This window comes from Roseovarius sp. BRH_c41 (genome assembly GCF_000961715.1).
GTDB lineage: Bacteria > Pseudomonadota > Alphaproteobacteria > Rhodobacterales > Rhodobacteraceae > Roseovarius.
Genome location: NZ_LADY01000004.1, coordinates 82,674 through 107,928 on the forward strand (window position 1 = coordinate 82,674; position 25,255 = coordinate 107,928).

Here is a 25,255-nt window from a genome sequence, read left to right on the forward strand (position 1 = left end):
AGTCTTTTTGGTTTTACCAATTGGTAAAATTTATCCGGCCGATTTTCTACAGAAATTTAGCCATGGACGAAACTAAACCGCCGGCGGGTCGAGTCCCAGCGGTTTATGCTCAAAATGCGAGCAGGTTCGCAAGGGTCAGGCTGCGGGCAGGCGCGCGGTGATCGGTAGTTTCTGCCATGTGCCGTCCGGCCCCGCCTGCATCGGCTCAGCCAAAAGTTTGAGGCGGGCCGTCGTCTCGCCCCTGCGATAGCAATGCCCCATGGAGTGCCCGAGAGCCACGCGCCAACCGGGCCGTGGATTGAGGCCCGGCTTGGTCGGGCCAAGCCCCGCCTTCATGTGATGCGCAATGTCCCAGTCCAACACCGCGCCGGCATGGCGGGTGACGACCCAGCAATGCATGTCATGGGTGACGCCACCCTTTTCCGCCGGAAAAAAGTAGCCATAGACATAGCCCGCCTCATAGCCCGCCGCGCGCAGGCTGGCGACAAGATAGGTGTTGATATCCACACAAGAGCCGGGCGTCGTTCCGCAAGAGAGATAGGGCACCGCCTCTGTGCCATCGTTGAATCGCGCCTCAGGGTGATCGTAGGTAAAACGCGCCTCGGCCTCGGCCACCAATGCGTCGATACCCGCGCGCCCCCCGCCTGCCTTGGCTGCAGTGGCGCGGCTGGCCTCGGCCAGATCAGCGGCGGCGGCGGTATATCGGGTGACGCGTGGGGCAAAGACCGCCTCGGGATAGCCTTGGCCGATGGGGGCTGGCGCGATTATATGGTTGAGTGTCAGCCTTGTCCCTGCTGCCTCGATCCAGAGCGCGGCAAGACCCAATTCCGGCTCAAGTGCTACGGTAATGATCTCTCCTCCCGTCACGGTCGTGGCTGTCACCGCGTCCTCGGGGCTGCACATGCCAGCTGGGGCCAACAGGTGCGCGCCGGGTTGAAGGCCGCTCACCTCAATCCGCAACTGCCTCATGCCATGTTCCACAGTTGAAAGAGCAGGCCCGCCGCAAACGCCCCGGTGAGCGACAGCGCGATATAGAGCGCGAAAACCCGTGGCTTGACCAACGCCCAGACCGCAATCGCAGCAGGCAAAGAGGTGACGCCCCCGGCCACGAGAAAGGCCAGACCAGCACCGGGGGCCATGCCCTGACCGATCAATCCGCCGACCAGTGGCAGGGCGGCGTAGCCGTTGAGATAGGCAGGGACGCCAATCAGGGTGCCGAGGAAGATCGGGCCGATGCCGGTGCCGCCAAGCGCCTTCGTGATGGTCTCTGCCGGGACAAAGGCCAGCATGAGACTTTCCAGGATAAACGCCAAAGTGAGCCATTTCAGCAGAAACAGGGTCACAGTCAGCGCCTCACGGGCAAACTTGGCCCGGCGTGCCTGATCGGTCCAAAACCGCCAGACCACCGGCTTGGGCGCGCGCACTTTACTGCCGCCACAACCACCGTTGCCGATGCCGTCGCGCAGCGGATCGCTTAGCCCCCCGGCGCGGCCCACCAGATGCACGACCCAGCCACCCATAAGGCCCAGGCCGACAGCGGCCAATGTCTTGGCAACGGCAAACTCTAGCCCGAGAACGCCGGTGGTCAGCACGAACATTGACGGGTCCATCACCGGCGAGGCAAGCCAGAAGGCCATGACCGCCGAGAGCGGAACACCCATCGCCAAAAGGGCGGCGATCAGCGGAATCACTCCGCAAGAGCAAAAAGGCGAGAGTCCGCCCGCAAAGGCCGCGAGCAGGATCATCATCGCCGGTGCGCCGGTAAAGGCGCGCGCGATCAGATTGTCCGCGCCGGTGGCTGTCGCCCATGCGGCGATGCCGATGGAGAGCAGGAGAAACGGCGCGGTGCCAAGAAGGGCGTCGGTCGTAAAGACCAGCGTGGCGCGGGCCTGCGCCGCATCGGAGAATGCGAGCACGATCAGGATCAGGGCGGATATCATCCAGATGCGGTGATCTTTCCACGCGCGTCGCAATATGACGGTTGCGCGTGGTTGCGGAAGGCTCGAGTCTGTCATGTCCATATCCCTAGAAATGTCGTTAAGTTTGGCCAAATAAATGGCGTTCAGGCAGCAGTCTCTGTCTTGGCCAACTTCACCCCGGTGCAGCATTCCGAGGTCAGGAAATTCAGCGTGCGGCGCATGGCAGCATAATCCACGCGGTTGATCACCGCGCGCCCCTGCCGTTCTTGCACCACTAAACCAGCCTCGACCAGCGCCGAGAGGTGGTGCGCGAGGGTTGAAGGCGCCTGATCCAGATGCTGACCGATGTCACCCACGTTCAACCCCTCGTCGCCCGCGCGTACCAACAGGCGAAAGATCGCAAGGCGCGTGTCATGGCCAAGGGCAGCAAGGGCGCGGGCTGTGGAGCTTGTGATGCTCATGCGATCAATATAACGATAATTCTAGTTATGTCAATCTATCTCACTCGGCACGTGCCGCCATGGTCGCCACCCCATCGCCCGTGCGCCGCACCCGCAGGTCGAGACCGCCGTCTGTCTGGCGCGCTTCGATTGCGACGGGCAGGTTGCAGATAAGCGGCGTTAGGCCGCGATAGGTGAACCGCGTCGGCAGGTGGCCCAGGAAATGGGTGGCCAGATTCATCATCCAGACCGCCTGCATCGGACCATGCACAACCAGCCCCTCATACCCCTCAACCCCGGTTGCATAGGGGTGGTCATAATGGATGCGGTGGCCATTGAAGGTGAGCGACGAGAACCGGAAAAGCAGGGTCGAATCCGGCGTAATCTGCCATGCGGTCGCACCGGGCCACTCCTCAGCGGCCTCCGGCGTCTTGGCCTGTCCCGGCTTGGCGTCTTCGCGGTAGACGATATCCTGCCGCTCGGTCAGGCGCGCCGCCCCGTCCACGCTGTAGACATGTCGCTGCGTGACAAAGCCCAGCTTGCCGCTGCGCCCGTCCTTGAAGGTCACATCGTCAATCGTCGTCTCTCGCGTCACCAGATCACCGGCGGCAAAGGGCGCGTGAAATTCGATCTCTCCCCCCGCCCACATGCGGCGGGGCAAGGGCAGGGCAGGTAGGAAAATGCCCGTCTTGGGATGGCAATCGCGCCCCAATTGATCAGGCGTGACCGTATCGGGCACCAGACACCAATGCAGCCCAACAGGCATATCCACCTCGGCCAGAGTGCCCGCCAGCGTGGCGCGGTATTCCCGGACCAGCCGTGCGGAAATCGGCTCTGACCGGCTATAGCTGCGCCCGATCCAATCTGCGTAATCGTTCATTCGATTCCCCTATTGCCCACGTCCCGGCCCGTAGGATTTTGGCAGGCCAAGCACCTGTTCGGCAATATGGCACAGGATGAGATTGGTCGAAATCGGCGCGATCTGATAGAGCCGCGCCTCGCGAAATTTACGCTCGACATCATATTCCTCGGCAAAGGCAAAGCCGCCATGGGTCTGCATGCAGGCCTCTGCCGCCTCCCAACTCGCCTCAGAGGCCAAGAGTTTGGCGGTGTTCGCTTCGACGCCGGGATTGTGGCCTGCGTCATACATCGCGGCTGCGCGGTAGACGATCGCCTCGGCGGCCATCAGATGCGCCTGCGCGCGGGCCAGTGGGAATTGCACGCCCTGATTGACCCCGATGGGCGCGCCAAACACCACCCGCTCGCGGGCATAGTCGGACCCGGTCTTGAGGAACCATTTGGCATCGCCGATACATTCGGCGGCGATCAGGATACGCTCGGAATTCATGCCCGAGAGGATATAGCGAAATCCCTTGCCCTCTTCTCCGATCAGGCTGTCCGCTGGAATGCGCAGGTTGTCAAAGAACACTTCGGTCGTGGCGTGGTTGATCATGGTGCGGATGGGCCGGATGTCGATGCCGTGACCCACCTTGCCGCGCAGGTCGATGAGAAAGACCGACAGACCGTCAGTTTTCGATTTCGCCTCCTCGCGCGGTGTGGTGCGGGCCAAGAGAACCATCAGATCGGAATGTTCCACCCGCGAAGTCCAGATTTTCTGGCCGTTGATGACATACTCATCGCCATCCCGCCGCGCCGTTGTTTTCAGCGCCAGCGTGTCAGTGCCGCTGGTGGGCTCGGTCACGCCAAAGGCCTGAAGACGCAAGGAGCCATCGGCGATGCCGGGCAGATAGGCCGCCTTTTGCGCCTCGGACCCGTGGCGCAGCACGGTGCCCATTGTATACATCTGCGCGTGACAGGCGGCGGCATTGCAACCAGAGCGGTGGATTTCCTCGAGTATGACCGAGGCTGCCGTCAGATTAAGCCCCGATCCGCCGAATTCCTCCGGAATCATCGCCGCCAGATACCCCTCGCGAATCAGGGCATCAACGAAGTCCTTGGGATAGGCACGGCGCGCATCCAGATCGCGCCAATAGGCGCCGGGAAACTCGGCGCAGACCTTTGCCACGCCTGCGCGGATATCGGCATAGTCTGCCGTTGGATCAAATGACGTCATGTCAGCCTCTTACGTTTCTCATGCCCGATTTTCGTGCTCTAGGTGGCAGGTTTTCCGGCCTGACGGAAATACCAATGCCCGCTTGCGGCCATTGGGCGCGCCTATAGCCGCAACTCACCCTGCCAGATGCCCCGCTGCACCAGATCGCGCAGCACATCGAGTGTGATCGCCTCGACAGCACGACTGGCGCGGCTGGTGGGAAAGGAGGGGTTGCTCACCAGATAAACCGGTCGCACCATATCAGGGGCCGTGATGGGCGCGCCGACAAGTTCGCCCCGCGCAACCGCGTCATGCACCGCTGAGGGCGAAAAGATCGCATGACCAGACCCGCGCGCCACCAGTTCCTTGATCTGCGTCATCGCATCCATCTCGATGGGAACATTCAGGCGCAGGCCAAGCGGTGCGGCATAGCTCTCGATCGTCTTGCGCAGGCCATGTGCGGCTTCGGGCAGAATCATCTCCAGTCGCTCGAGCGCACGCAGCGGCACCGGCGTGCCGGGCGGCGTATCAAAGGGCCAGTTGTCCGGGGCGGAATACACATGCAGACGTTCGTCAAGCACATGGGTGATCCGAAAGTGATCGGCGTTCTGCAAGTCGTAGATAAAGCCCATGTCAACGGTGCCGTCGCTTACCCATGACTTGATATAGCCGCTCATCGCCTCGACCACGCGCAGACGGATATCGGGCAATTCTACACGAACCGTTTCCGCGAGAGGGACCGACAGCACCATAGAGACAGAGGATGGCAGACCAAATCCCACCTTGCCGCGCGGCGCGCCCGACGAATCGCGCATCTCGTCCACGCAGCGCTCCATTGCGGTGGTGATCTCGCGCGCGTGACGCAAGAGGACTTGCCCCTCGGCGGTCAGCATCGAGCCGCGCGGTGAGCGGTCGATCAGGCGCACACCAAGCTCCGCTTCCATCCGCGCCACATGTTGGGAGAGCGAGGGTTGCGCGACCCCCAGTCGATGCGCCGCCGCCGAGAGCGAAGGGGCCTCGGCGATGGCGATGAAATAGCGGAGTTGGCGGATATCCATAGGCTGAACGTCTACCAACTGGAAAGGTCAGAGCGCAAGCCTATGATGTCCTATAGCCCCGCGCTATACCCGTTCAACGCCACTGATATTTCTCATCCTGGACGGAATGGGGCATGCTCCACCGGAATGCGACCCAGAAGTAAGAGGCCCATATGCGTAGCGACCTTGCCGGTCTTTTTGTTGTCTCCGTCGAACAGGCGGTCGCCGCCCCCTATGCGTCAAGCCGTCTGGCCGAAGCAGGCGCGCGGGTGGTCAAGGTCGAGCGGCCCGAAGGCGATTTTGCGCGCGGGTATGACGCGCTGGTCCATGGGGAGAGCGCTTATTTCGTCTGGCTCAACCGGGGCAAGGAATCGCTCTGCCTCGACCTGCGGCAAATGGCGGATCGCGCGCTGATGGAGCGGATGCTGGCGGGGGCAGATATCTTCATCCAGAACCTCGCACCGGGTGCGATTGATCGGTTGGGATTCGCGCCGGATCGGCTGCGCGCCGATTACCCGCGTCTGATCACTGTTTCGATCTCTGGCTATGGTGAGGAAGGGCCATTGGCGGACCTCAAGGCCTATGACCTTCTGGTGCAGGCTGAAACCGGCCTCTCGTCGATCACCGGCAATGAGCATGGCCCGGCGCGCACAGGGGTTTCGGTCTGCGACATCGCGGCGGGAATGACCGCCTATCAGGCCATTCTCGAGGCGCTGATCGGTCGCGCGGCAACCGGAGAGGGACGGCATATCGCGGTCTCGCTTTTTCATGCGCTGGGCGATTGGATGAATGTGCCCTACCTGCAATATGCTTATGGAGGAAAGGTGCCGCAGCGTGCGGGGCTCAACCACCCGACTATCGCGCCCTATGGAGTCTATCAGGGCAGCGACGGAAAGGCGGTGCTCATCTCGATCCAGAACGAGCGGGAATGGACGGTGTTCTGCGAGGCGATTCTGGGGGATGCCGCGCTGGCCCGCGATCCGCGCTTTGACAGCAATTCGGCCCGCGTTGCCAATCGCGGGGCGCTGGACGCGATCCTGCGGCCGGTCTTTGCCGCGATCCCGCGCGACGCCATGGCGGACCGCTTGCGCGCCGCGCGGATCGCCTATGGGCGCGTGAGTGAGATGGAGGATCTGGTGAGCCATCCACAGAACCGGCACGTCACGGTCGACACCCCCTCTGGCCCGGTGCGGATGCTGGCCCCCGGCGCGCAGATCGACGGTGTCGAGGCTGTCTTGGGGTCTGTGCCCGCCCTTGGGGCGCATAGCGCCGCGCTGCGCGCGGAGTTTGGCAATGACTGAGACAAACGATACCGGCACGCGTCTTTTGGCAATTCTGTCCGAAATCGGCGCACATGCGGTGCTCGATATCGGCTGTGGTCATGGGGCGCTGGCGCGCAATCTGGTACGCGCGGGCTATAACGTGACCGGGATTGACCCCGCGCCCGAGGCGGTCGCTGCCGCGCGTCTGTCCGTGCCCGAGGCCCGGTTCGAGGCGTGCGGGGCAGAGGCGCTGCCCTTTGCGGCTGCGTCTTTTCAAGCCTGCGTTTTTCTCAACTCCTTGCACCATGTCCCGGTGCCTCTCATGCCGGACGCCTTGCGGGAGGCCTTGCGCGTGCTGCGCCCCGGTGGCGAGGTGATCATTGTCGAACCCTTGGCAGAAGGCGCGTTCTTTGAGGTGATGCGCCCGGTCGAGGATGAGACAGCGATACGTCACGCGGCGATTCGGGCGATTGATACGATGCTGGCTACGGGCGAGGCCACTGGCCCTGCGCCTGTCACCTATGCGCGGCCCACGCCTGTGGCTGATCTGGACGCCTTTATTGCCTATCTTGCCCGTGTCGATCCCGCCCGCCGCGCCCTGGCCGAGGCACAGCGCGAGACGCTGGGGCGGCTTTATGCGGTGCATGTAAGCATGGGATCGAATGGGCCGGAATTGATCCAACCGCTGCGCCTCTGGCGATTGCGCGCCGCAAAACCCTGAGGGGCTGTCGCGTTTAGGGGCTGGCGTCTTATGTCTTTTTGTGGTTTTTTTCCCAATAAGGGGAGAAATCGCACGTGTTCAGCTTTGGCGACATCATGTCAGAGGCTTTTGTCCTGATCCTCAATTGGGATCGGAACCTGAGCGAGATCGTTGCGCTGTCGCTCCGGGTGACGCTTTCCGCTGTTTTCTTGTCCTGTCTCATTGGCCTGCCCCTGGGGGCCTTGGTCGGCGCATTCCGCTTTCCGGGGCGGGGCATTCTGACGGTCCTGCTCAATGCGCTGATGGGCCTGCCGCCGGTGGTGGTTGGGCTCTTTGTCTACCTCATGCTTTCCGCCTCTGGCCCGCTTGGCCCGCTGCAATTGCTCTACACGCCCTTGGCAATGATCATCGCGCAGACGATCCTTGTGACGCCCATCGTCGCGGCACTCACGAAACAGGTGGTCGAAGATCTGCACGGCGAATATGCCGAGCAATTCGCCTCCATGGGCCTGCGCGCCTATGACCGCATCGCCGCCTTGCTTTGGGATGCGCGCTATAGCCTGATGACTGTCGCACTGGCGGGATTTGGCCGCGCGGTGGCCGAGGTCGGCGCGGTGCTGATCGTGGGTGGCAATATCAATCATGTGACCCGCGTGATGACCACCACCATCGCGCTCGAGACGTCCAAAGGAAATCTGGAACTGGCATTGGCGCTGGGTGTGCTGTTGCTCTCCATCGCGGTGATCGTGAATGCGGTGGTCATGGCGCTCCGGGCCTCTGCGGTGCGGGCGGCCTATGCGTGATACGGTGATGGATATGATCCCGGCACAGGTCGCCACAAGCGCTGCGTTGCTCGAGGCGCGTAACCTGTCTTTCGAGGCAGGAGGCAAGCGGCTCATTGACGGTGTATCCCTGACAATCCGCGAAGGGTCGCGCACTCTGATCATGGGGGCGAATGGCGCGGGCAAGAGCCTGATTTTGCGTCTTCTGCATGGTCTTTTGCCACCCTCTGCCGGGCAGGTTTTGTGGCGGGGGGCAACCCCGGATCACACCGCGCGACGTGCGCAGTCGATGGTGTTCCAGCGTCCCGTGATGCTGCGCCGGTCGGTGCTGGCCAATCTTAATTTTGCCCTCTCGATGCATGGCATACGCGGTGCGCAGCGGGCAACAGAGGCGGGGCGCGCGCTCGATATGGCTGGGCTGACCGATCTGGCGCGGCATCCTGCACGTGTTCTCTCGGGCGGAGAGCAGCAGCGCCTCGCCTTGGCACGCGCGCTCATTGGTCAGCCGCACCTGCTTTTTCTTGATGAACCCACCAGCAGCCTCGATCCCGCCTCGACGCAGATGATCGAGTCTCTGATCGACGCCGCCCATGCGCGGGGTGTGACCATTGTCATGGTCACCCATGATATGGGTCAGGCGCGTCGGATGGGAGATGAAGTGATCTTTCTGCACGCGGGGCAGGTGGCCGAAACCGGTCCAATTGATCAAGTCCTTAGCCACTCCCGCTCCGAGGCCGCGCGCGCCTGGACCGAAGGGCGGCTCTACACAAACTCAACCCTCTGACATCCAACCGAACAGGGAGTGTTCCATGCTCAGACGTCATCTTTTTTCGCTTGCTGCCGGTGCGGCACTGGCCTTGGGCCTGGCTGGATCCGCGCAGGCGCAGGATCAGTTCATCGTGGTGCAATCCACCACATCGACGCAGAATTCCGGTCTGTTTGACCACATTCTGCCGATCTTTCAGGACAAGACCGGGATCGAGGTGCGCGTCGTGGCCGTAGGCACCGGGCAGGCGATCAAGAACGCCGAAAATGGCGATGGTGATGTGCTCTTTGTCCATGCCAAGGCGTCCGAGGAAAAATTCGTGGCCGATGGGCACGGGCTGAAACGGTCGGATGTGATGTACAACGATTTCATCCTGGTTGGGCCGCCCGCCGATCCGGCAGGTATCGCCGGGACCAAGGATATCACGGCGGCCTTGACCAAGGTCGCAGAGACCGAGGCACCCTTTGCCTCGCGCGGGGATGACAGCGGCACCCACAAGGCAGAATTGAAACTGTGGAAAGACGCAGGCGTCGATGCCGCCGCCGCATCTGGGGCGTGGTATCGCGAGACTGGCTCCGGCATGGGGGCCACGCTCAACACCGGCACGGCGATGGGGGCCTATGTGCTGACCGACCGCGCGACGTGGATATCCTTTGGCAACAAGGGCGACTACCAGATCTCGGTCGAGGGTGATGATCGCCTGTTCAACCAATATGGCATCATTCTCGTGAACCCGGAAAAGCATGCGGGCGTCAAGGCCGAGGCCGGGCAAGCGTTCATTGACTGGGTTCTGTCCGCCGAAGGCCAACAGGCCATCGCCGACTACAAGATCGACGGCCAGCAGTTGTTTTTCCCGAACGCGGGCGGCTGACACTGCGCGGCAGTCTACAGAGCTCTCCCCAAAGAAACTTCGAATTTACTTGGGGAGGCGCGGCCTCAGGCGGAAATCCAACGCACCGTGCCAAGTGCGCCCAGATCATAGCCTCCAAGCGCTGCTGCCTTGGCGATCATCGTATCCGACCGCATGAAGGCGACAAGGCGTTGCACGGGTTCAGTGAAATAGGCGCGGCGGTCGATCAAAAGATCGAACCGCTCTTGCACCAGGGGCCGGAACACCAACCGAAACTGCCGCGCCATTGAGTCGATCCCCAAGGTCGCCTCTGCCTCACCCGCCGCTACGGCGGCGGCGGCGTCGCTCTCGGTATGCGCGGGACTGGCAGGCGTCAGGATGTCGCCGGGCACTAACCCGGACTCGGCCATCATTCGGTCAAACAGCGTCGTGGTGCCTGCCCCCTCTTGTCGCAGGATCACACGGCGACCCCGCAGATCGCTAAAACTCTGCACCAGATCGGCCACAGCGGGCGTCAGAATCAGACCGCGCATCCGTTCGGCCCAGCCGATCAGCACCGCATCGCGCAACCCACGCGCCTCTATGGCGGGAATGTTCCAGTCGTTATCGCCCGGAATATGCAGCCCTGTCAAAACCGCGCGCCCCTCGGCAAAGACCTCTAGCCCGTCATGGCTTCCGTTCCAAAGAGTGGCAAGGCCCGCACCACTCTCGCGCAGAGCCCAATCGAGCAACGGATCATGCGAACCGGTCACGAGCGCCATCCGCTCTGTCGGCAGCGTGACGCCAGTACCCTCAATCCAGCACATCAGTTCATTGTGTGGAAACAAGAGCTTGCCGGTGATCTTGCGATGCGGAATCTCGCCCGTGGCGACCATGTCGTAAACTCTGCGCTCTTTGACTCGCAAGAGGTCAGCAACCTCTTTGGTTGTCAGATAGGCGGGGATGTCATTGTCCATGAGTGAGTGTCGATCATGCATAAGGAATTCCAATGCTGCGTTCCTATCGCATCTCTGCGCGGAAATCAGCATCAAACGCATCCTTGTTTTGTCTTGTATTGTGACGCTTGCCGGAGCATCATATTCATAAATGCGAATAAATAAGGGAAGACGAAACCATGCATTTCAAGCGACGTCAAATCCTGGCTGCGATAGGTGCCACCACGCTTGTCGGCCTGCCGCGCCCCGGCTTTGCTGCGACCGAACTGACATTGGGCAGTGCTAAGATCACCACCCTCAGCGATGGCAATCTCGTGCTGCCGATGGCGTTTCTGTTGGGCAACCTGCCCGCTGCCGATGCCGCCCCTGTTCTGGCGCAGTACGGCATCACCGGTGACACGGTAGAGCCGCCTTGCAACCTGACACTGTTGCAGGATGGCGACCGAACGGTGCTCTTTGATGCCGGGTCCGGGTCTGGCTTCATGCCCACAGCGGGCAAGATCCTCGAGGCGCTCGATACCATTGGGGTCAGCGCCGATGCCATCACCCATGTGCTCTTTACCCATGCGCACCCCGATCACCTCTGGGGCGTGCTGGATGATTTCGACGATCCGGTGTTTGCCAATGCCAGCTATATGATCGGGCAGGCGGAATGGGAGTATTGGACCGATCCCGCCACGGTCGAGAGCATCGGCGCAGAGCGCGCCAGCTTTGCCGTGGGCGCGGCGCGGCGGCTGGCGGCGATTGAGGATCAGATGGAGTTCATCAGCGGCGGGCAAGAGGTGCTGCCGGGTATCCTCGCGCATGACACACCCGGCCACACGCCGGGGCATATCGCGTTTGAGGTTCGTCAAGGCACCGAGGCGGCGCTGGTGGTGGGCGATGCCATTGGCAACGGTCACCTGGCCTTTGCGCGGCCGGATTGGGCCAGCGGATCGGATCAGGATGCCGAAACCGGCATTGTCACGCGCACGCGGCTCTTGGACCAACTGGCGACCGATCAGATGGCCATGGTCGGCTTTCACCTGCCAGACGGCGGTCTGGGTCGGGTAGAGCGCGATGGCGATGCCTACCGTTTCGTGGCGGAGGCCTGAGATGCGGCGCGCAACTCTCGCCGTTCTGCTCTCTGCCGCCGGCTTGGCCTCGGCGAGCGAGGATATCCCCGACCAATATCCCGCATCGCTGCTCTACTCCAAGCCGGTCGAAGTGATCCCGCATGTCTGGTCCGCCATCGGCGCCACCGCCCCGCCGACCTATGAGAATGCCGGGCACAACAATAATCTCAGCTTCATTGTCACCGGGGACGGTGTGGTGGTGATCAATGGCGGGGCCTCTTATGGTCTGGCCAAGGCGCTGCACGCTGAAATCAAGGTGATCACGGATCAACCCGTCAAGCTGGTCTTTAATGAGAACGGTCAGGGTCATGCCATGCTGGGCAATTCCTATTGGGCCGAACAGGGCGTGCCGATCGTGGCGCATGAGGATGCCGCCGCCGAGTTCGAGAACCACGGCGGCAGCGATCTGGACACGGCGCAGCGTGTGACCAAGGAGGAGGCCGAAGGCACAAGCGTCGTGCTGCCGACAGAGACATTCAGCGACGCGTATCTCGTCGAGATGGGCGGTTTCCGGATCGAGGCGCGCTATCTGGGACCAGCCCATAGCGCGGGGGATATTGTCGTCTGGCTGCCAGATCAAAGACTTGTCATCTCGGGCGACATGGCGTTTCACGAACGCATGCTGCCGATTTTCCCCGACACGATCACGGCGGATTGGCTGGAAACTTGGGATAGCGCGTTCGAACCACTGGAAGCCAGCTATGTGATCCCCGGCCACGGCCATCCCACCAACATGGATCAGGTGCGCCGCTATACCAAAGGCTATCTGGAACATCTGCGCGCCCAGATCCGGGCGCATATCGATTCGGGCGGCGACCTAGCCGGGGCCTATTACGTCGACCAATCCGCCTATACCCATCTTGATACGTTCGAAGAGTTGGCCACCAAGAATGCGGGCCGGGTCTATGAGCAAATGGAATGGGAATAGCGCATTAGCAAACGGCCCCCACATCGCCTGTGGGGGCCTTCATGCTCAGTCCTTGACGAACATCTTGCGCGGGCGGTTGCAGAAGGTTTCTGCCGGGCCCGTGTCCTTGATCAGGATGGATTCGGTGATTTCCAGACCCCAGTCGGACATCCAGAGCCCCGGCATGAAATGGAATGTCATTCCCGGCTCCAGCACGGTTTCATCCTCGGACCGCAGGGAAATCGTGCGCTCGCCCCAATCGGGCGGATAGCTCAGACCGATGGGATAGCCACAGCGCGCGCCACGTTCAATGCCAGCACGCTCCAGCGGGGCGGCCAAAGCATTGGCGATGTCACAGGCGCGGTTGCCTGCCTTCGCGGCCTCTAGCCCTGCCTCCAGCCCCTCGATCAGCGCCTTTTCAGCATCAAGCAGGAACTGCGGCGGCTTGCCCAGAAACAGCGTGCGGCAGAAGGGCGCGTGATAGCGGCGGTAACAGCCCGAGATTTCAAAGAATGTCGCCTCTCCCGTGGCAAACTCGCGCCCGTTCCACGTCAGATGCGGCGCGGCGGCGTCTGACCCAGACGGCAAGAGCGGCACGATGGCCGGATAATCACCCCAAGCGCCCTCGACCCCACGGATGGCATCACGGAAAATCTCGGCCACGATCTCGTTCTTTGGGATGCCCGGTTCGACCCGCTCCATCAGCCCATCGGTGATCTTTTCCGAAATGAGCGCAGCCTTGCGCATAAAGCCAAGCTCTTCCTCGGATTTCACCGTCCGTTGCCAGTTCACCAGCGCGGTTGCGTCGAGAAAGGTCGCGTCGGGCAATTCCTCGCTCAGGGTCTGCATCGCCTTGGCGGAGAAATAGTAATTGTCCATTTCCACGCCAATGCGTTTATCGGCAAGGCCCATCCCCTTGAGCCGCTCTGCCAGATCCTGCATCGGATGGCGTTCGGTCGATTGCACGTAATTGTCGGCATAGCCGATCACCCGGTCATCTGTCATCCAGACGGTGCGCACGCCGCCATTGGCATCCTGATTGCGGCCCCACCAGATCGGGTCGGCCTCTGGAAAGACCAGCACGCCCTGATGCACATAGAAGGACCAGCCGTCATAGCCGGTCAGCCAATGCTGGTTTGACGGGTCGGTGACAAAGAGCGCGTCAAGGTCAAGCCGGGCCATGGCGGCGCGGGTTTTTTCCAACCGGCGCTGATACTCCTGAGCCGAGAAGGGCAGGTCTTTTTCAATCATGTCGGGGGTCCGTATCTAGAATGTCCCGGTCATACTTGGGGGTTTGTCTTGGGCTTGCCCCAAGAAATGCGCCCCGTTTTGTCGTTTTCAGACCATCTCGTGCCGCAGAGTTGACGCTAGGCTTGCCCCAACGCAAGCTGCGCGCGATCAGTTGATGGGAGAAAACAATGCAGCCTGTTCTGGCCGATATTCTTGCTGCGGCACAGGTGATTGCCGGTGTGGCAGACCGCACGCCGCTGGTGCCCTCGCCCTATATGAGTGGCGTTTCGGGCGCTGACTTCCTGCTCAAGCTGGAGAATATGCAACCCATCGGCGCCTTCAAACTGCGCGGCGCGCTCAATGCGGTGGCGGGGGCGCAGGATGCGGCGGGCGTCACCTGTTGCTCGACCGGCAACCATGGGCGCGGCGTCGCCTATGCCGCGCGGGCACGCGGTTTGCGGGCCGTGATCTGCATGTCGGACCTGGTGCCACAGGCCAAGGTGGATGGCATCCGCGCGCTGGGGGCGGAGGTGCGGATCATTGGACGCAGTCAGGATGCCGCCCAGGCCGAGGCCGAGCGGCTGGTTGCTGAGGAAGGGTTGACCGAAATCTCGCCCTTTGATGATCTGCGGGTGATCGCAGGTCAAGGCACCATCGGGCTGGAAACCCTAGCGGCGCGCCCGGATCTGGAAACGCTCCTCGTTCCCTTGTCTGGTGGGGGCCTTGCAGCGGGGGTGGCGCTGGCCGCCAAGACGATCAAACCCACCCTGCGCGTGATTGGGATTAGCATGGACCGGGGGGCCGCGATGTATGAAAGCATCCGCGCAGGTCACCCCGTTGAGGTTGAAGAGGTGCCAAGCCTTGCCGATAGCCTTGGCGGTGGGATTGGCATGGCGAACCGTCTCAGCTTTGCCATGTGCCGCGAGTTGCTGGAGGAGGTGATCCTCGTGAGCGAAGAAGAGATTTATCACGCGATGCAGGTGCTCTATTACGAGGATCGGATCGTGGCAGAGGGGGCTTGCGTCGTGGGCCTTGCCGCGGTGCTGAGTGGCAAGGTTGCGCCCAAAGGGCCAACGGCCACCATCATCACGGGCCGCAACCTTGACATGGCGCTCTTTACCAAGGTGATAACCGGGCAGACCGTGATTTTGGGCGACAAGGTGATTGAGGGCAAACCCTATGACACATGATATAAGGATCGTGACAGAGGCCGAGTTGCGCGGAGCGATCAAGCTCGACCGCGAGACAGTCAAGGTGATCGAGAGCGCCTTTGCCGCGCTCTCGGATGGCGGCGTTGTGATGCCGCCGGTGATGTCGATGGATTTGGCAGATGTGCATGGCGAGGTGGATGTCAAAACCGCCTATATTCCCGGCTTTGATGGCTTTGCAATCAAGGTCAGTCCGGGTTTTTTCGACAATCCCAAGCTGGGTCTGCCCAGCCTCAACGGGTTGATGATCCTCTTTTCGGCCAAGACCGGGCTGGTCGAGGCGGTGTTTCTCGACAATGGCTATCTGACCGATCTGCGCACGGCGGCTGCGGGAGCGGTGGCGGCGCAGCATCTCGCCCCCGAGGTGGTTCATACGGCGGGCATCATCGGCACTGGCGTTCAGGCACGGCTCCAGGCGCGGGCGGCGCGGTTGGTGCGCCCCTATGACCGGCTGCTCATCTGGGGGCGTGATGTTGACCGCGCGCGCGCCTGCGCGGCCGATCTGGCGGACCTCAAATGCGATATTCGCGTGATGGACAATCCCGCAGATGTAGTGTTGGCGAGCCAGTTGGTGATCACCACGACTCCGGCGCAGACCCCGGTGATCGAGTCGAAATGGCTGCATCCCGAATTGCATATCACCGCCATGGGCTCTGATCAGGCGGGCAAGAATGAGATTGACCCGCAGGCCCTGATCAAGGCCGACCTTTACGTCGCCGACCGTGCGACGCAGGTCGAAAAACTGGGCGAGCTGCGCAGCGCGATCGAGGCCGGGATATGGACCAAGGGCGCGCCGGTCGAGTTGGGGGATGTGATCCGCGGTCGGGCGCGCGGGCGCAAGAGCGATGCCGAAATCACCATTTGCGATCTGACCGGCACAGGCGTGCAGGATACTGCGATTGCCACTCATGTCATGGACCGTCTCAAGGGACGTGACGTGGGCACGGTGATCCCTGCATGAAGCTGGATGCGCGCGATCTCGATATCCTGCGGGTGCTGGCCGATGAGGGCCGCATCACCAAGGCCGATCTGGCGGCGCGCGTCGGTCTCTCGGCCAGCCCCTGTTGGGAGCGTTTGAAGCGTCTGGAAGAGGCGGGTCTGATCGAGGGCTATAACGCCCGGATCGCTCTCAAGAAGTTGGGGTCGCATGTGACGGTCTTTGTTGCGGTGGAACTGGCGGATCACACGCCCGCCTCGTTTCGCGCCTTTGAAGACAGTGTGCAGCGCTATGGCGAGGTGACGGCCTGTTGGGCGTTGGGGGGCGGGTTTGACTATCTGATGCAGATCGTGACCCGTGACATCGACGCTTATCAGCGGCTGATTGATCAGATGCTGGAGGCCCGGATCGGACTGGCACGGTATTTCACCTATATTGTGACCAAGCCGGTCAAATCCCTGCGCCTGCCACCGCTCGAGATATTTTTCGAATGAAACATCTGCGCTTTGGCGGTTCCGCAGACGAATAATCTGCAAAACTGTGAAACTTCAGCCCCACATGGTGGCAATCACAGGACATTCTTTGGCGCAAAAGGAGCGCCTTCATGTCCGACTCAGCCATCTGGACCCGCAACGGGATCACCGACACACGCCTCGTGCGCAGCTTTGCCTATGTGAATGGCAAATGGGTGGGCGGTGACCACACTGCTACGCTTCCCGTCACCAATCCCGCCGATGGCCGTGCGCTGGGCGATGTGGCGAGCCTCAGTGCAGATCAGGCACATGCGGCGGTGGATGCGGCGGAGGCGGCGTTTCAAATGTGGTCTCTGACCCTGCCGCAAGACCGCTCTGTGCTGCTACGGCGGTGGTTCGATCTGATGATCGAGCATCGCGAAGACCTCGCGCGGATCATGGTGCTGGAACAGGGCAAACCCCTCAGTGAGGCGCGCGGCGAGATCAGCTATGCGGCGAGTTTCGTGGAATACTACGCCGAAGAGGCCAAACGCCCCAATATCGAGGGGGTTACAAGCCATCTGCCCGATGCCGAGGTGGAATTGTGGTTGGAGCCCGTGGGCGTGGCGGCCCTCATCACCCCGTGGAATTTCCCCGCAGCGATGCTCACGCGCAAGGCGGCGGCGGCGATGGCGGCCGGCTGCACGGTCGTTGCGCACCCGAGCAGTGAGACACCCTATTCGGCACTGGCCTTGGCGGAACTGGCCGAGCGCGCGGGCATCCCAGCGGGTGTGTTCAACGTCGTTACAGGCCGCGCGGCGACGGTGGTGGAACCCTGGACGCAAGACGCCCGCGTGCGCGTCCTGAGTTTCACCGGCTCCACCAATATCGGGCAGTTGCTCTATCGCCAATGCGCCGGGACGGTCAAGAAACTGGTGCTGGAACTGGGCGGCCACGCGCCGGTGATCGTGTTCAAGAATGCCGATCTGGAAACGGCAGTGACGGAATCGATCAAGGCGAAATTCGCCACCTCGGGGCAGGATTGTCTGGGCGCGAACCGGATTTACGTGGAGCGGCCCGTCTATGACGCTTTTTGCCGTCGCTTTGTCGAACAGACGCAGAAACTGACCCTCGGGCGCGGCATGGATGATCCCGATATCGGGCCGTTGATGAACGAGAGCGCGGTCAGAAAGCAGGAAGAGCATGTATCCGATGCCCTGACCCATGGCGCAACGCTCGCCTGCGGCGGTCAACGCGACGACCTTGGGCCGCTTTTTTATCAACCTACGGTTCTGATTGATGTGCCCGACGACGCAGCGATCATGCGCGACGAGACCTTTGGCCCAGTGGCGGCAATCGCGCCCTTTGACACCGAAGAAGAAGTGGTGGCCCGTGCCAATGCCACGGAATACGGTCTCATAGCCTATCTGCATTGCCATGATCCGCGTCGCATCTACCGGATGACGCGGGCGCTGCAATTCGGCATGGTCGCGGTCAACCGCACCAAGGTGACCGGCGCACCGATTCCCTTTGGCGGGGTCAAGCAATCGGGTCTGGGCCGCGAAGGGGCGCGGCGCGGCATGGAGGAATTCATGGAAATCAAGTATGTCTGCCGCGATTGGGCGTGACGGTGGGGATTTGAGTATTTTTGGAACGATGAAGCTGGGGGCGTGCCCCCGATGAAAGGAAACACGATGCTGCGCAACGACCAACTCGATCAATGGGATCGCGAGAATTTCTTTCACCCTTCCACGCATCTGGCGCAATTCGCCCGTGGCGAGGCGCCGAACCGGGTGATCAAAGGCGGGCAGGGCTGTCATATCGAGGATCGTGACGGCAATCGCTTTCTCGATGCCTTCGCAGGGCTATATTGCGTCAACGTCGGCTATGGCCGCCAAGAGATTGCCGAGGCGATTGCCACGCAAGCGCGCGAACTTGCCTATTACCACGCCTATGTGGGTCACGGCACAGAGGCGTCGATCACTCTTAGCAAAATGATCATGGACCGCGCGCCCAAGGGCATGAGCAAGGTCTATTTCGGGATGTCGGGCTCTGACGCCAATGAAACCAACATCAAGCTGATCTGGTATTACAACAACATCCTCGGGCGGCCCGAGAAGAAAAAGATCATCAGCCGTTGGCGGGGCTACCACGGCTCGGGACTGATGACCGGTTCGCTCACCGGGTTGGAGCTCTTTCACAAGAAATTCGACCTGCCGTTGGCGCAGGTTGTCCATACCGAAGCCCCCTATTATTTCCGCCGCGCCAATCTGGATCAGACCGAGGAGCAGTTCTCGGCGCATTGCGCCGCAGAACTGGAGGCGCTGATCGAACGCGAAGGTGCGGATACCATCGCCGCCTTCATCGGCGAGCCGGTGCTCGGCACAGGCGGCATCGTGCCGCCCCCCGCTGGCTATTGGGCGGCCATTCAAGAGGTGCTGAAAAAGCATGACATCCTGTTGATTGCCGATGAGGTGGTCACGGGCTTTGGTCGTCTGGGCACCATGTTCGGTTCGGATCATTATGGCATGACGCCGGATCTGATCACCATCGCCAAAGGCCTCACAAGCGCCTACGCGCCGCTCTCGGGCAGCATCGTCAGCGACCGCATGTGGAAGGTGCTGGAGCAGGGCACGGACGAAAATGGCCCCATTGGCCATGGCTGGACCTATTCGGCGCATCCCATCGGGGCGGCGGCGGGGGTGGCCAACCTCAAGCTGCTCGATGATCTGGACCTGATCGCCAATAACCGCGATGTGGGCGGCTATCTCAATCGTGGCATGGCCGAGGCGCTGGGCGCGCATGCGCATGTGGGCGAGGTCCGGGGCGAGGGGATGCTCTGTGCCGTCGAATTCGTCAAGGATCGCGACAATCGGGAATTCTATGATGCCGCCGACAAGGTGGGCCCACAGATTTCCGCCGCTCTGGCGGCCACGGGTGTCATCGCGAGGGCCATGCCGCAGGGGGACATTCTGGGCTTTGCTCCGCCCTTCTGTCTCACGCAATCCGAAGCGGACGAGGTGATTCACAAAACTACAAAAGCCGTGAAATCAGTCTTGGGATAGGCCAATACGCTATAAAACCTTTGCCGAGGCTCGCGTTAAAGCGGAGCGTGCCCCGGCGATTTGCAGGAAATTTGACTTATCTTGCTTGACTTGCAGGCGATTTGACCTGCGCGCGTCGGATTCGGGAAAAAAGTGCCGCAATCCGCTTGCATGATTAGGCCATTGACGTTTTAGTTTTCCCCGAACGCGGGGCAAACGCCCGCGACGATAAAAAAGATAGGGAGCCGACCTTGGCAGATACCGGGAACAACGATGCGTTCGTTGCGTTTGAACGTGTTCAAAAGAGCTACGACGGCGAAACTCTGGTTGTCAAAGATCTGAACCTGAGCATGCCCAAGGGCGAGTTCTTGACCATGCTGGGGCCGTCCGGGTCGGGCAAAACGACCTGCCTTATGATGCTGGCCGGATTTGAAACCGCCACGCATGGTGAGATCAAGCTCGATGGCATCAGCATCAACAACATCCCGCCACATAAACGCGGCATCGGCATGGTGTTCCAGAACTACGCCCTCTTTCCCCATATGACGATCGCCGAGAATCTCAGCTTTCCGCTTGAGGTGCGCAAGATCGGCAAATCCGACCGCGAGGCCAAGGTCAAGCGTGCGCTCGAAATGGTCGAGATGGGGGCCTTTGGCGGTCGTCGCCCTGCGCAACTTTCGGGTGGGCAGCAACAGCGGGTTGCCCTTGCACGCGCGCTGGTGTTCGAGCCAGAATTGGTTTTGATGGATGAGCCCCTGGGCGCGCTCGACAAGCAATTGCGCGAAAAGATGCAGTTCGAGATCACCCATCTGGCGCATAGTCTGGGAATCACGACGGTTTATGTGACCCATGACCAAACCGAGGCGCTGACCATGTCGGACCGCGTTGCAGTATTCAACGATGGCCGCATTCAACAGATCGCACCGCCGGATCAGCTCTACGAGAGCCCGCAAAACAGCTTTGTTGCGCAGTTCATTGGCGAGAACAACACGCTGCAAGGCAAGATAAAAGAGATCAGGGGCGGCATCGCCGTGGTTCAGCTCGATAATGGCGACCTGATTGATGCCAAGCCGGTCAATGTCGAGAAACCGGGCGACCGCACGCTGATTTCGATCCGCCCCGAGCGGGTGGAATTCAACCGGGACCGGCTCAAGCCGGATGCCCATACGCTCAAGGCGGAAGTGTTGGAATTCATCTACATGGGTGATATTTTCAGAACACGGCTTCGGGTGGCGGGCACGGATGATTTCATTATCAAAACCAGAAATGCCCCCGACCAACGCCGTCTGCAACCGGGCGAGCAGATCGAGATCGGTTGGCTTCCCGAGGATTGCCGCGCGCTCGACGCGCCCCAAGTATAAGTATATTCGCGCCGGTCGCGGTATCGGTGCGAGTGCAGCAAGGCCCTCGACGTTCTACCCGTAGCGCAGGGCCCAACCATCCAAAAACGGGAACAAACTGGGAGTATGTTTATGAAACTCACGAAAACCCTGCTCGCGACCACGGCTCTGACCGTCGCTGCGGGCACCGCAGTGACCGCGCAGGACATGGCCAATAGCATGACCATCGTCAGCTGGGGCGGCGCCTATCAGGACAGCCAGGACAAGGCCTATGTACAGCCCTACCTTGCTGCGAATTCCGGCGTAACCGCCACTTGGGACGAAAGCTCGGCCGAGGCTGTGGCCAAACTGCGTGCCATGAACGAAGCTGGCAACGTGACCTGGGATCTGGTTGATGTCGTGGCCTCTGACGCAATGCGCCTCTGTGACGAGGGTCTCGCCCTCGAGCTTGATCACGACGAGGTTCTGGCCGCCGCGCCCGATGGCACCTCTGCCAGCGACGATTTCGGTGATCTGATTGTCAGCGATTGTTTCGTGCCGCAGATCGTCTACTCGACGACCTTCGGGTATCGCACCGACATGGTTCCCGAGGGCGTAGAGCCTCCGAGCACCGTCTGCGACGTCTTCGATCTGGCAAAATACCCCGGCAAGCGTTCGCTGCAGAAGCGTCCGATCGACAACATGGAATGGGCACTCTATTGCGACGGCGTCGCCAAGGACGAGATCTATGACGTTCTCGGCACCGAAGAGGGCGTTGACCGCGCCCTTGCCAAGCTCGACACGATCAAGGATCAGGTTGTCTGGTGGTCTGCCGGTGCCGAAACCCCGCAGCTTCTGGCCGATGGCGAAGTCTTCATGGGCTCCACCTTCAATGGTCGTCTGTTCTCGGCGATTGCCGAACAGAACCAACCGATCGCGATGATGTGGGACATGCAGTCCTTTGACCTCGATGGCTGGATCGTTCCCGCTGGTCTGCCCGCAGATCGTCTTGCGCGCGTGATGGACTTCCTCAAGTTCGCCACCGACACACAGCGTCTGGCCGATCAGGCTGCTTACATCTCCTACGGTCCGGCGCGTGCGTCTTCGGCACCATTGGTGGGCAAGCATGCCGATCTCGGTATCGACATGGCACCGCATATGCCGACCGATCCGGCCAATGCAGGCAACGTCCACATCTATGACTACGAATGGTGGGCAGACAACCGCGACGATCTGGACGCCAAGTTCCAGTCGTGGCTGGCTCAGTAAACACTGCTGACACAAAATGGTGGGGCCGATTACGGCCCCACCTCTCCTCTGACCGGGCGCAAGACCCGGCCTGTATAACCAGATTTGTTCGACGGGGATGACATGAGCGATACCACCCAGACCGGCCCGATGCTTGCCGCGGATGGCACGCCGCTAAAACGCAGCTTACGCCGCGCGCTCCGGGCGCAGAAGATGCGGGCGCTTGCCCTGATCGCTCCCCTATTGATCTTTGTGCTTCTGACCTTCATCGCGCCGATTGTGGATATGCTGTTCCGCTCGGTCGAGAATCAGATCGTCGGCAATACCCTCCCCATGACGGTCGAGGAGCTGCGCGATTGGGATGCCGCCGACACCCCCGATGAACAGGTGTTCCGCGCATTGTTCTTTGATCTCTTTCTTGCAGCCGAGGCCAAGGAACACACCAAGCTGGGCAGCCGCCTGAACTATGAGGAAAGCGGTATTTCGTCGCTGTTCCGCACATCGGGTCGCGACGTTGCCGACATCGGCGAAGTGTTTCAGGACGCGTTGGAAGAGATTGATCCCGCCTTTGAAGAGGCGCAGGTCTGGGCTGAGATGATGTCAGGTGGCGCTGGCGCAGAGGCCAACACCCGCCTTCTGTCGAATCAGATCGGGCGGCTCGAACAACTCGAGTCCTCGGCGTTCAACGGGGATATAGGGTTTGTTCCCGGCGCGGAGATTTCCGAAATCCTGCCCAACACGGCGCGCGCCTATGCGGCCTTCGCAGGCTTTACGTATTTCGTAGATGGCGATGTTGTCGCCGAAGAAGAGCCATGGGAGGCCGTTTATGCCGCCCTTGCGGTCGATCTCGAAGACCCGGCCACGGCAACAGCACTTGCCTCCTATTCCGGTCCCTCCGCCGATATGCTGCGCGCAGCCGCCGCCGCCGAATTGCCGTCGATCGATATGAAGGCCGCGATGATCGACTCCAACAAGGATTGGGCAAGACCCAACTTCTGGGAGACGATCCAGACCTATTCGCCGCCCTACACCACCGGCTATTTCCTCAATGCCGTGGATATGGAAAAGACGCCCAACGGCATCGCCCTGCGCAGCGAGGATGAGCGGATCTATGGCATCCTCTTCAAGCGCACGATGTTCATGTCGCTGATGATCACCTTTAGCTGCGTGGCGCTGGGGTATCCGATTGCTTGGCTTTTGGCCAATCTGCCATCGCGAACGTCAAACCTGTTGATGATTTTGGTCCTTTTGCCCTTCTGGACCTCGCTTTTGGTGCGTACCAGCGCGTGGAAGGTGATGTTGCAACAACAGGGTGTCATCAACGACGTTCTGGTTTGGCTTGGGCTTGTCGCGGATGAAAGCCGTCTGGTGATGATCAACAATCAATTCGGCACCATCGTGGCGATGACCCACATCCTGCTGCCTTTCATGATCCTGCCGATGTATTCGGTGATGCAGACCATCCCGCAGACCTATCTGCGGGCGGCCAAATCCCTCGGCGCGACCAATTGGACAGCCTTCTGGCGGGTCTATTTCCCACAGTCGGTGCCCGGTATCGGCGCGGGCTCGATCCTCGTGTTCATCCTTGCCATCGGGTATTACATCACACCCGAGATTGTCGGCGGGACGACGGGGACTTTCATCTCGAACCGGATCGCCTATCACATCTCGTCCTCTCTCAACTGGGGACTGGCGGCGGCGTTGGGCACGATCCTGCTGGCGGTCGTCCTGCTCCTCTACTGGGCCTATGACAAGATCGTCGGCATCGACAACGTGAAGCTGGGGTAAATGACATGAACGGATTTACACTCACACCGGTCGAGACCAAGCCGCTCTCCTTTGCCCTTCCGGTGATCGGTGCAGCAGGTGGCTTTGCCGGACTTTTCGTAGGCACCGCGCATGGGTCCGGCGCGATGGGCATCGTCATCGGGGCGGTGGCCCTGATCCTTTTGGCCTATCTCGCTCTGGTGGTCTTTGGGTTGGGACAGGAGAAAGTCACCCGTTGGGGTATTTTTGCACTGTTTGTGATCACCGGCTTTTTGTTGGCGGCCCTTCCTGGCATCGTGCTGGGAGTGCTCTCTGGCCTCTTCTTCTCGTGGTTCATCTTCTGGATCGGCGAGGGGCGGTATCGCGCGAATCTGGCCCCCTACCTAACCAGCGGTCAGGTGCTCTGGCACTACACATTCCGAGTGATCTGCGGCGCGATCTTTGTGTTTCTGATCACGCCCATTCTGGTGGTCATGCCGCTCAGCTTCAATGCGCAGAATTTCTTTACGTTCACGCCAGAAATGCTGCGGTTTGATCCGGCAGGCTACAGTCTCAAGCATTATCAGGATTTCTTCACCTCAAGTGGCTGGCAGCAGGCGCTGCGTAATTCTCTAGCGATTGCGCCAGTCGCGACGCTGCTTTCGGTCAGCTTTGGCACCTTGGCGGCGATTGGCCTGAGTTCCGAACATGTACCCTTCCGTCGCGCGATCATGGCGATCCTGATCTCTCCGATGATCGTGCCGCTGATCATCTCGGCGGCGGGGATGTATTTCTTCTATAGCCGGATCGGCCTGCAAGGCACCTATTTCGGGGTTGTGCTGGCCCATGCCGCGCTTGGCATTCCCTTTGTCATCATCACGGTGACGGCGACCTTGGTGGGCTTTGACCGCTCGCTCACACGCGCTGCGGCCAATATGGGCGCTGATCCGGTCACCACGTTCTTTCGGGTGCAGATGCCGCTTATCCTTCCCGGTGTGATTTCGGGCGGCCTCTTCGCCTTCATCACCTCGTTTGATGAGGTGGTTGTCGTGCTTTTCGTCGGCTCTGCCAATCAGCAAACCCTGCCTTGGCGGATGTTCACCGGCCTGCGCGAGCAGATCAGCCCAACCATTCTGGCGGTGGCCACGATCCTCGTGGTGATCTCGATCGCCTTGCTGACGACGCTGGAATATCTGCGTCGGCGCTCCGAGCGTCTGCGCGGCATGAGCCCGGGCTGAGGTGACACGCGTCTGACGCAGCGTCGTGCTTTGGTTGGGTCCTAACCTTGGCATAGCGTGACGCAGC

The 25,255-nt window shown here is 61.1% G+C and carries 24 protein-coding genes; 16 read left to right on the plus strand and 8 right to left on the minus strand.

All coding sequences use genetic code 11. The features are described 5' to 3' along the window. Positions 1-135: 135 nt before the first annotated feature. From VR71_RS01365 to VR71_RS01390, 6 genes are all read right to left on the minus strand, one after another. The gene (locus VR71_RS01365; RefSeq protein ID WP_045680514.1) at positions 136-969 is read right to left on the minus strand and encodes a transglutaminase-like domain-containing protein; all 834 of its coding nucleotides are present in this window, start codon (positions 967-969) and stop codon (positions 136-138) included. After that, positions 966-2,021, minus strand: coding sequence for a permease (locus VR71_RS01370; RefSeq protein WP_045680519.1), 1,056 nt, complete (start codon positions 2,019-2,021; stop codon positions 966-968). The genes VR71_RS01365 and VR71_RS01370 overlap by 4 nt, the downstream gene beginning before the upstream one ends. Before the next feature lie 41 nt (positions 2,022-2,062). Next, positions 2,063-2,380: a helix-turn-helix transcriptional regulator gene (locus VR71_RS01375; protein WP_045680521.1), complete on the minus strand. Its 318-nt coding sequence runs from the start codon at positions 2,378-2,380 to the stop codon at positions 2,063-2,065. 40 nt (positions 2,381-2,420) lie between these two features. Next, entirely contained in the window at positions 2,421-3,239 is an 819-nt protein-coding gene (locus VR71_RS01380; protein WP_045680524.1) for a MaoC family dehydratase N-terminal domain-containing protein, read from the minus strand. A gap of 9 nt (positions 3,240-3,248) precedes the next feature. Further along, positions 3,249-4,433, minus strand: a complete 1,185-nt coding sequence (locus tag VR71_RS01385) for an acyl-CoA dehydrogenase family protein (protein ID WP_009817041.1) — start codon at positions 4,431-4,433, stop codon at positions 3,249-3,251. 101 nt (positions 4,434-4,534) lie between these two features. Further along, positions 4,535-5,470: a LysR family transcriptional regulator gene (locus VR71_RS01390; protein WP_009817042.1), complete on the minus strand. Its 936-nt coding sequence runs from the start codon at positions 5,468-5,470 to the stop codon at positions 4,535-4,537. A gap of 152 nt (positions 5,471-5,622) precedes the next feature. Between VR71_RS01390 and VR71_RS01395 the strand changes: the two genes are divergently transcribed. The 5 genes from VR71_RS01395 (at position 5,623) to VR71_RS01415 (ending at position 9,830) form a co-directional block, all read left to right on the plus strand. After that, positions 5,623-6,750, plus strand: coding sequence for a CaiB/BaiF CoA-transferase family protein (locus tag VR71_RS01395; RefSeq protein WP_045680526.1), 1,128 nt, complete (start codon positions 5,623-5,625; stop codon positions 6,748-6,750). Then, a complete protein-coding gene (locus tag VR71_RS01400) occupies positions 6,743-7,432 on the plus strand; it encodes a class I SAM-dependent methyltransferase (RefSeq protein WP_045680528.1) in 690 nt (229 codons plus the stop codon). The genes VR71_RS01395 and VR71_RS01400 overlap by 8 nt, the downstream gene beginning before the upstream one ends. Before the next feature lie 74 nt (positions 7,433-7,506). Further along, positions 7,507-8,214: an ABC transporter permease gene (locus VR71_RS01405; RefSeq protein ID WP_083781520.1), complete on the plus strand. Its 708-nt coding sequence runs from the start codon at positions 7,507-7,509 to the stop codon at positions 8,212-8,214. A gap of 7 nt (positions 8,215-8,221) precedes the next feature. Beyond that, on the plus strand, positions 8,222-8,977 hold the full coding sequence (locus tag VR71_RS01410; protein WP_296429676.1) for an ATP-binding cassette domain-containing protein: 756 nt from the start codon (positions 8,222-8,224) through the stop codon (positions 8,975-8,977). A gap of 25 nt (positions 8,978-9,002) precedes the next feature. Next, positions 9,003-9,830 carry an extracellular solute-binding protein gene (locus VR71_RS01415; protein WP_045680530.1) on the plus strand — a complete coding sequence of 276 codons (828 nt, stop codon included), beginning with the start codon at positions 9,003-9,005 and terminating at the stop codon, positions 9,828-9,830. Positions 9,831-9,895: 65 nt separating this feature from the next. Here VR71_RS01415 and VR71_RS01420 read toward each other — a convergent pair whose 3' ends face one another. Next, complete coding sequence (locus VR71_RS01420; RefSeq protein ID WP_296429679.1) at positions 9,896-10,786, minus strand: helix-turn-helix transcriptional regulator; 891 nt, start codon at positions 10,784-10,786, stop codon at positions 9,896-9,898. Positions 10,787-10,923: 137 nt separating this feature from the next. Here VR71_RS01420 and VR71_RS01425 point away from each other — a divergent pair, with 137 nt between their 5' ends. Both VR71_RS01425 and VR71_RS01430 read left to right on the plus strand, forming a co-directional pair. Next, the gene (locus VR71_RS01425; RefSeq protein WP_045680532.1) at positions 10,924-11,838 is read left to right on the plus strand and encodes an MBL fold metallo-hydrolase; all 915 of its coding nucleotides are present in this window, start codon (positions 10,924-10,926) and stop codon (positions 11,836-11,838) included. Between the two features lies 1 nt (position 11,839). Then, complete coding sequence (locus VR71_RS01430; protein ID WP_045680540.1) at positions 11,840-12,787, plus strand: MBL fold metallo-hydrolase; 948 nt, start codon at positions 11,840-11,842, stop codon at positions 12,785-12,787. Between the two features lie 45 nt (positions 12,788-12,832). On the opposite strand, the gene doeA is transcribed toward VR71_RS01430, so the two are convergent. Next, positions 12,833-14,017: an ectoine hydrolase DoeA gene (doeA, locus tag VR71_RS01435; RefSeq protein ID WP_045680542.1), complete on the minus strand. Its 1,185-nt coding sequence runs from the start codon at positions 14,015-14,017 to the stop codon at positions 12,833-12,835. 167 nt (positions 14,018-14,184) lie between these two features. Between doeA and eutB the strand changes: the two genes are divergently transcribed. The 9 genes from eutB to VR71_RS01480 all read left to right on the plus strand — a co-directional run bounded on the left by eutB (position 14,185) and on the right by VR71_RS01480 (position 25,188). Next, positions 14,185-15,186, plus strand: coding sequence for a hydroxyectoine utilization dehydratase EutB (eutB, locus tag VR71_RS01440; RefSeq protein ID WP_045680544.1), 1,002 nt, complete (start codon positions 14,185-14,187; stop codon positions 15,184-15,186). After that, complete coding sequence (locus tag VR71_RS01445; protein ID WP_045680546.1) at positions 15,176-16,165, plus strand: cyclodeaminase; 990 nt, start codon at positions 15,176-15,178, stop codon at positions 16,163-16,165. The genes eutB and VR71_RS01445 overlap by 11 nt, the downstream gene beginning before the upstream one ends. After that, positions 16,162-16,635, plus strand: coding sequence for an Lrp/AsnC family transcriptional regulator (locus VR71_RS01450; RefSeq protein ID WP_045680548.1), 474 nt, complete (start codon positions 16,162-16,164; stop codon positions 16,633-16,635). Before VR71_RS01445 ends, VR71_RS01450 begins: the two co-directional genes overlap by 4 nt. A gap of 110 nt (positions 16,636-16,745) precedes the next feature. Continuing rightward, positions 16,746-18,221 carry an NAD-dependent succinate-semialdehyde dehydrogenase gene (locus VR71_RS01455; RefSeq protein ID WP_045680550.1) on the plus strand — a complete coding sequence of 492 codons (1,476 nt, stop codon included), beginning with the start codon at positions 16,746-16,748 and terminating at the stop codon, positions 18,219-18,221. Positions 18,222-18,287: 66 nt separating this feature from the next. Further along, complete coding sequence (locus VR71_RS01460) at positions 18,288-19,658, plus strand: aspartate aminotransferase family protein (protein ID WP_045680552.1); 1,371 nt, start codon at positions 18,288-18,290, stop codon at positions 19,656-19,658. 230 nt (positions 19,659-19,888) lie between these two features. Next, entirely contained in the window at positions 19,889-20,998 is a 1,110-nt protein-coding gene (locus tag VR71_RS01465; RefSeq protein WP_045680554.1) for an ABC transporter ATP-binding protein, read from the plus strand. 105 nt (positions 20,999-21,103) lie between these two features. Continuing rightward, on the plus strand, positions 21,104-22,225 hold the full coding sequence (locus VR71_RS01470) for an extracellular solute-binding protein (RefSeq protein ID WP_296429681.1): 1,122 nt from the start codon (positions 21,104-21,106) through the stop codon (positions 22,223-22,225). 102 nt (positions 22,226-22,327) lie between these two features. Beyond that, positions 22,328-23,992, plus strand: a complete 1,665-nt coding sequence (locus VR71_RS01475; protein ID WP_045680639.1) for an ABC transporter permease — start codon at positions 22,328-22,330, stop codon at positions 23,990-23,992. Positions 23,993-23,997: 5 nt separating this feature from the next. Then, positions 23,998-25,188 carry an ABC transporter permease gene (locus VR71_RS01480; protein ID WP_045680557.1) on the plus strand — a complete coding sequence of 397 codons (1,191 nt, stop codon included), beginning with the start codon at positions 23,998-24,000 and terminating at the stop codon, positions 25,186-25,188. Positions 25,189-25,255 lie beyond the last annotated feature (67 nt).

Bases quoted from the DNA above. Each gene is read 5' to 3' on its own strand.
- VR71_RS01380 (WP_045680524.1), bottom strand. From the start codon at position 3,239: ATGAACGATTACGCAGATTGGATCGGGCGCAGCTATAGCCGGTCAGAG.
- VR71_RS01390 (WP_009817042.1), bottom strand. From the start codon at position 5,470: ATGGATATCCGCCAACTCCGCTATTTCATCGCCATCGCCGAGGCCCCT.
- VR71_RS01445 (WP_045680546.1), top strand. From the start codon at position 15,176: ATGACACATGATATAAGGATCGTGACAGAGGCCGAGTTGCGCGGAGCG.
- VR71_RS01455 (WP_045680550.1), top strand. From the start codon at position 16,746: ATGTCCGACTCAGCCATCTGGACCCGCAACGGGATCACCGACACACGC.
- VR71_RS01430 (WP_045680540.1), top strand. From the start codon at position 11,840: ATGCGGCGCGCAACTCTCGCCGTTCTGCTCTCTGCCGCCGGCTTGGCC.
- VR71_RS01450 (WP_045680548.1), top strand. From the start codon at position 16,162: ATGAAGCTGGATGCGCGCGATCTCGATATCCTGCGGGTGCTGGCCGAT.
- VR71_RS01410 (WP_296429676.1), top strand. From the start codon at position 8,222: ATGGATATGATCCCGGCACAGGTCGCCACAAGCGCTGCGTTGCTCGAG.
- VR71_RS01370 (WP_045680519.1), bottom strand. From the start codon at position 2,021: ATGGACATGACAGACTCGAGCCTTCCGCAACCACGCGCAACCGTCATA.
- VR71_RS01365 (WP_045680514.1), bottom strand. From the start codon at position 969: ATGAGGCAGTTGCGGATTGAGGTGAGCGGCCTTCAACCCGGCGCGCAC.
- VR71_RS01470 (WP_296429681.1), top strand. From the start codon at position 21,104: ATGTTTATGAAACTCACGAAAACCCTGCTCGCGACCACGGCTCTGACC.
- VR71_RS01400 (WP_045680528.1), top strand. From the start codon at position 6,743: ATGACTGAGACAAACGATACCGGCACGCGTCTTTTGGCAATTCTGTCC.
- VR71_RS01415 (WP_045680530.1), top strand. From the start codon at position 9,003: ATGCTCAGACGTCATCTTTTTTCGCTTGCTGCCGGTGCGGCACTGGCC.
- VR71_RS01375 (WP_045680521.1), bottom strand. From the start codon at position 2,380: ATGAGCATCACAAGCTCCACAGCCCGCGCCCTTGCTGCCCTTGGCCAT.
- VR71_RS01395 (WP_045680526.1), top strand. From the start codon at position 5,623: ATGCGTAGCGACCTTGCCGGTCTTTTTGTTGTCTCCGTCGAACAGGCG.
- VR71_RS01385 (WP_009817041.1), bottom strand. From the start codon at position 4,433: ATGACGTCATTTGATCCAACGGCAGACTATGCCGATATCCGCGCAGGC.
- VR71_RS01425 (WP_045680532.1), top strand. From the start codon at position 10,924: ATGCATTTCAAGCGACGTCAAATCCTGGCTGCGATAGGTGCCACCACG.
- VR71_RS01475 (WP_045680639.1), top strand. From the start codon at position 22,328: ATGAGCGATACCACCCAGACCGGCCCGATGCTTGCCGCGGATGGCACG.
- eutB (WP_045680544.1), top strand. From the start codon at position 14,185: ATGCAGCCTGTTCTGGCCGATATTCTTGCTGCGGCACAGGTGATTGCC.
- VR71_RS01460 (WP_045680552.1), top strand. From the start codon at position 18,288: ATGCTGCGCAACGACCAACTCGATCAATGGGATCGCGAGAATTTCTTT.
- VR71_RS01480 (WP_045680557.1), top strand. From the start codon at position 23,998: ATGAACGGATTTACACTCACACCGGTCGAGACCAAGCCGCTCTCCTTT.
- doeA (WP_045680542.1), bottom strand. From the start codon at position 14,017: ATGATTGAAAAAGACCTGCCCTTCTCGGCTCAGGAGTATCAGCGCCGG.
- VR71_RS01420 (WP_296429679.1), bottom strand. From the start codon at position 10,786: ATGCATGATCGACACTCACTCATGGACAATGACATCCCCGCCTATCTG.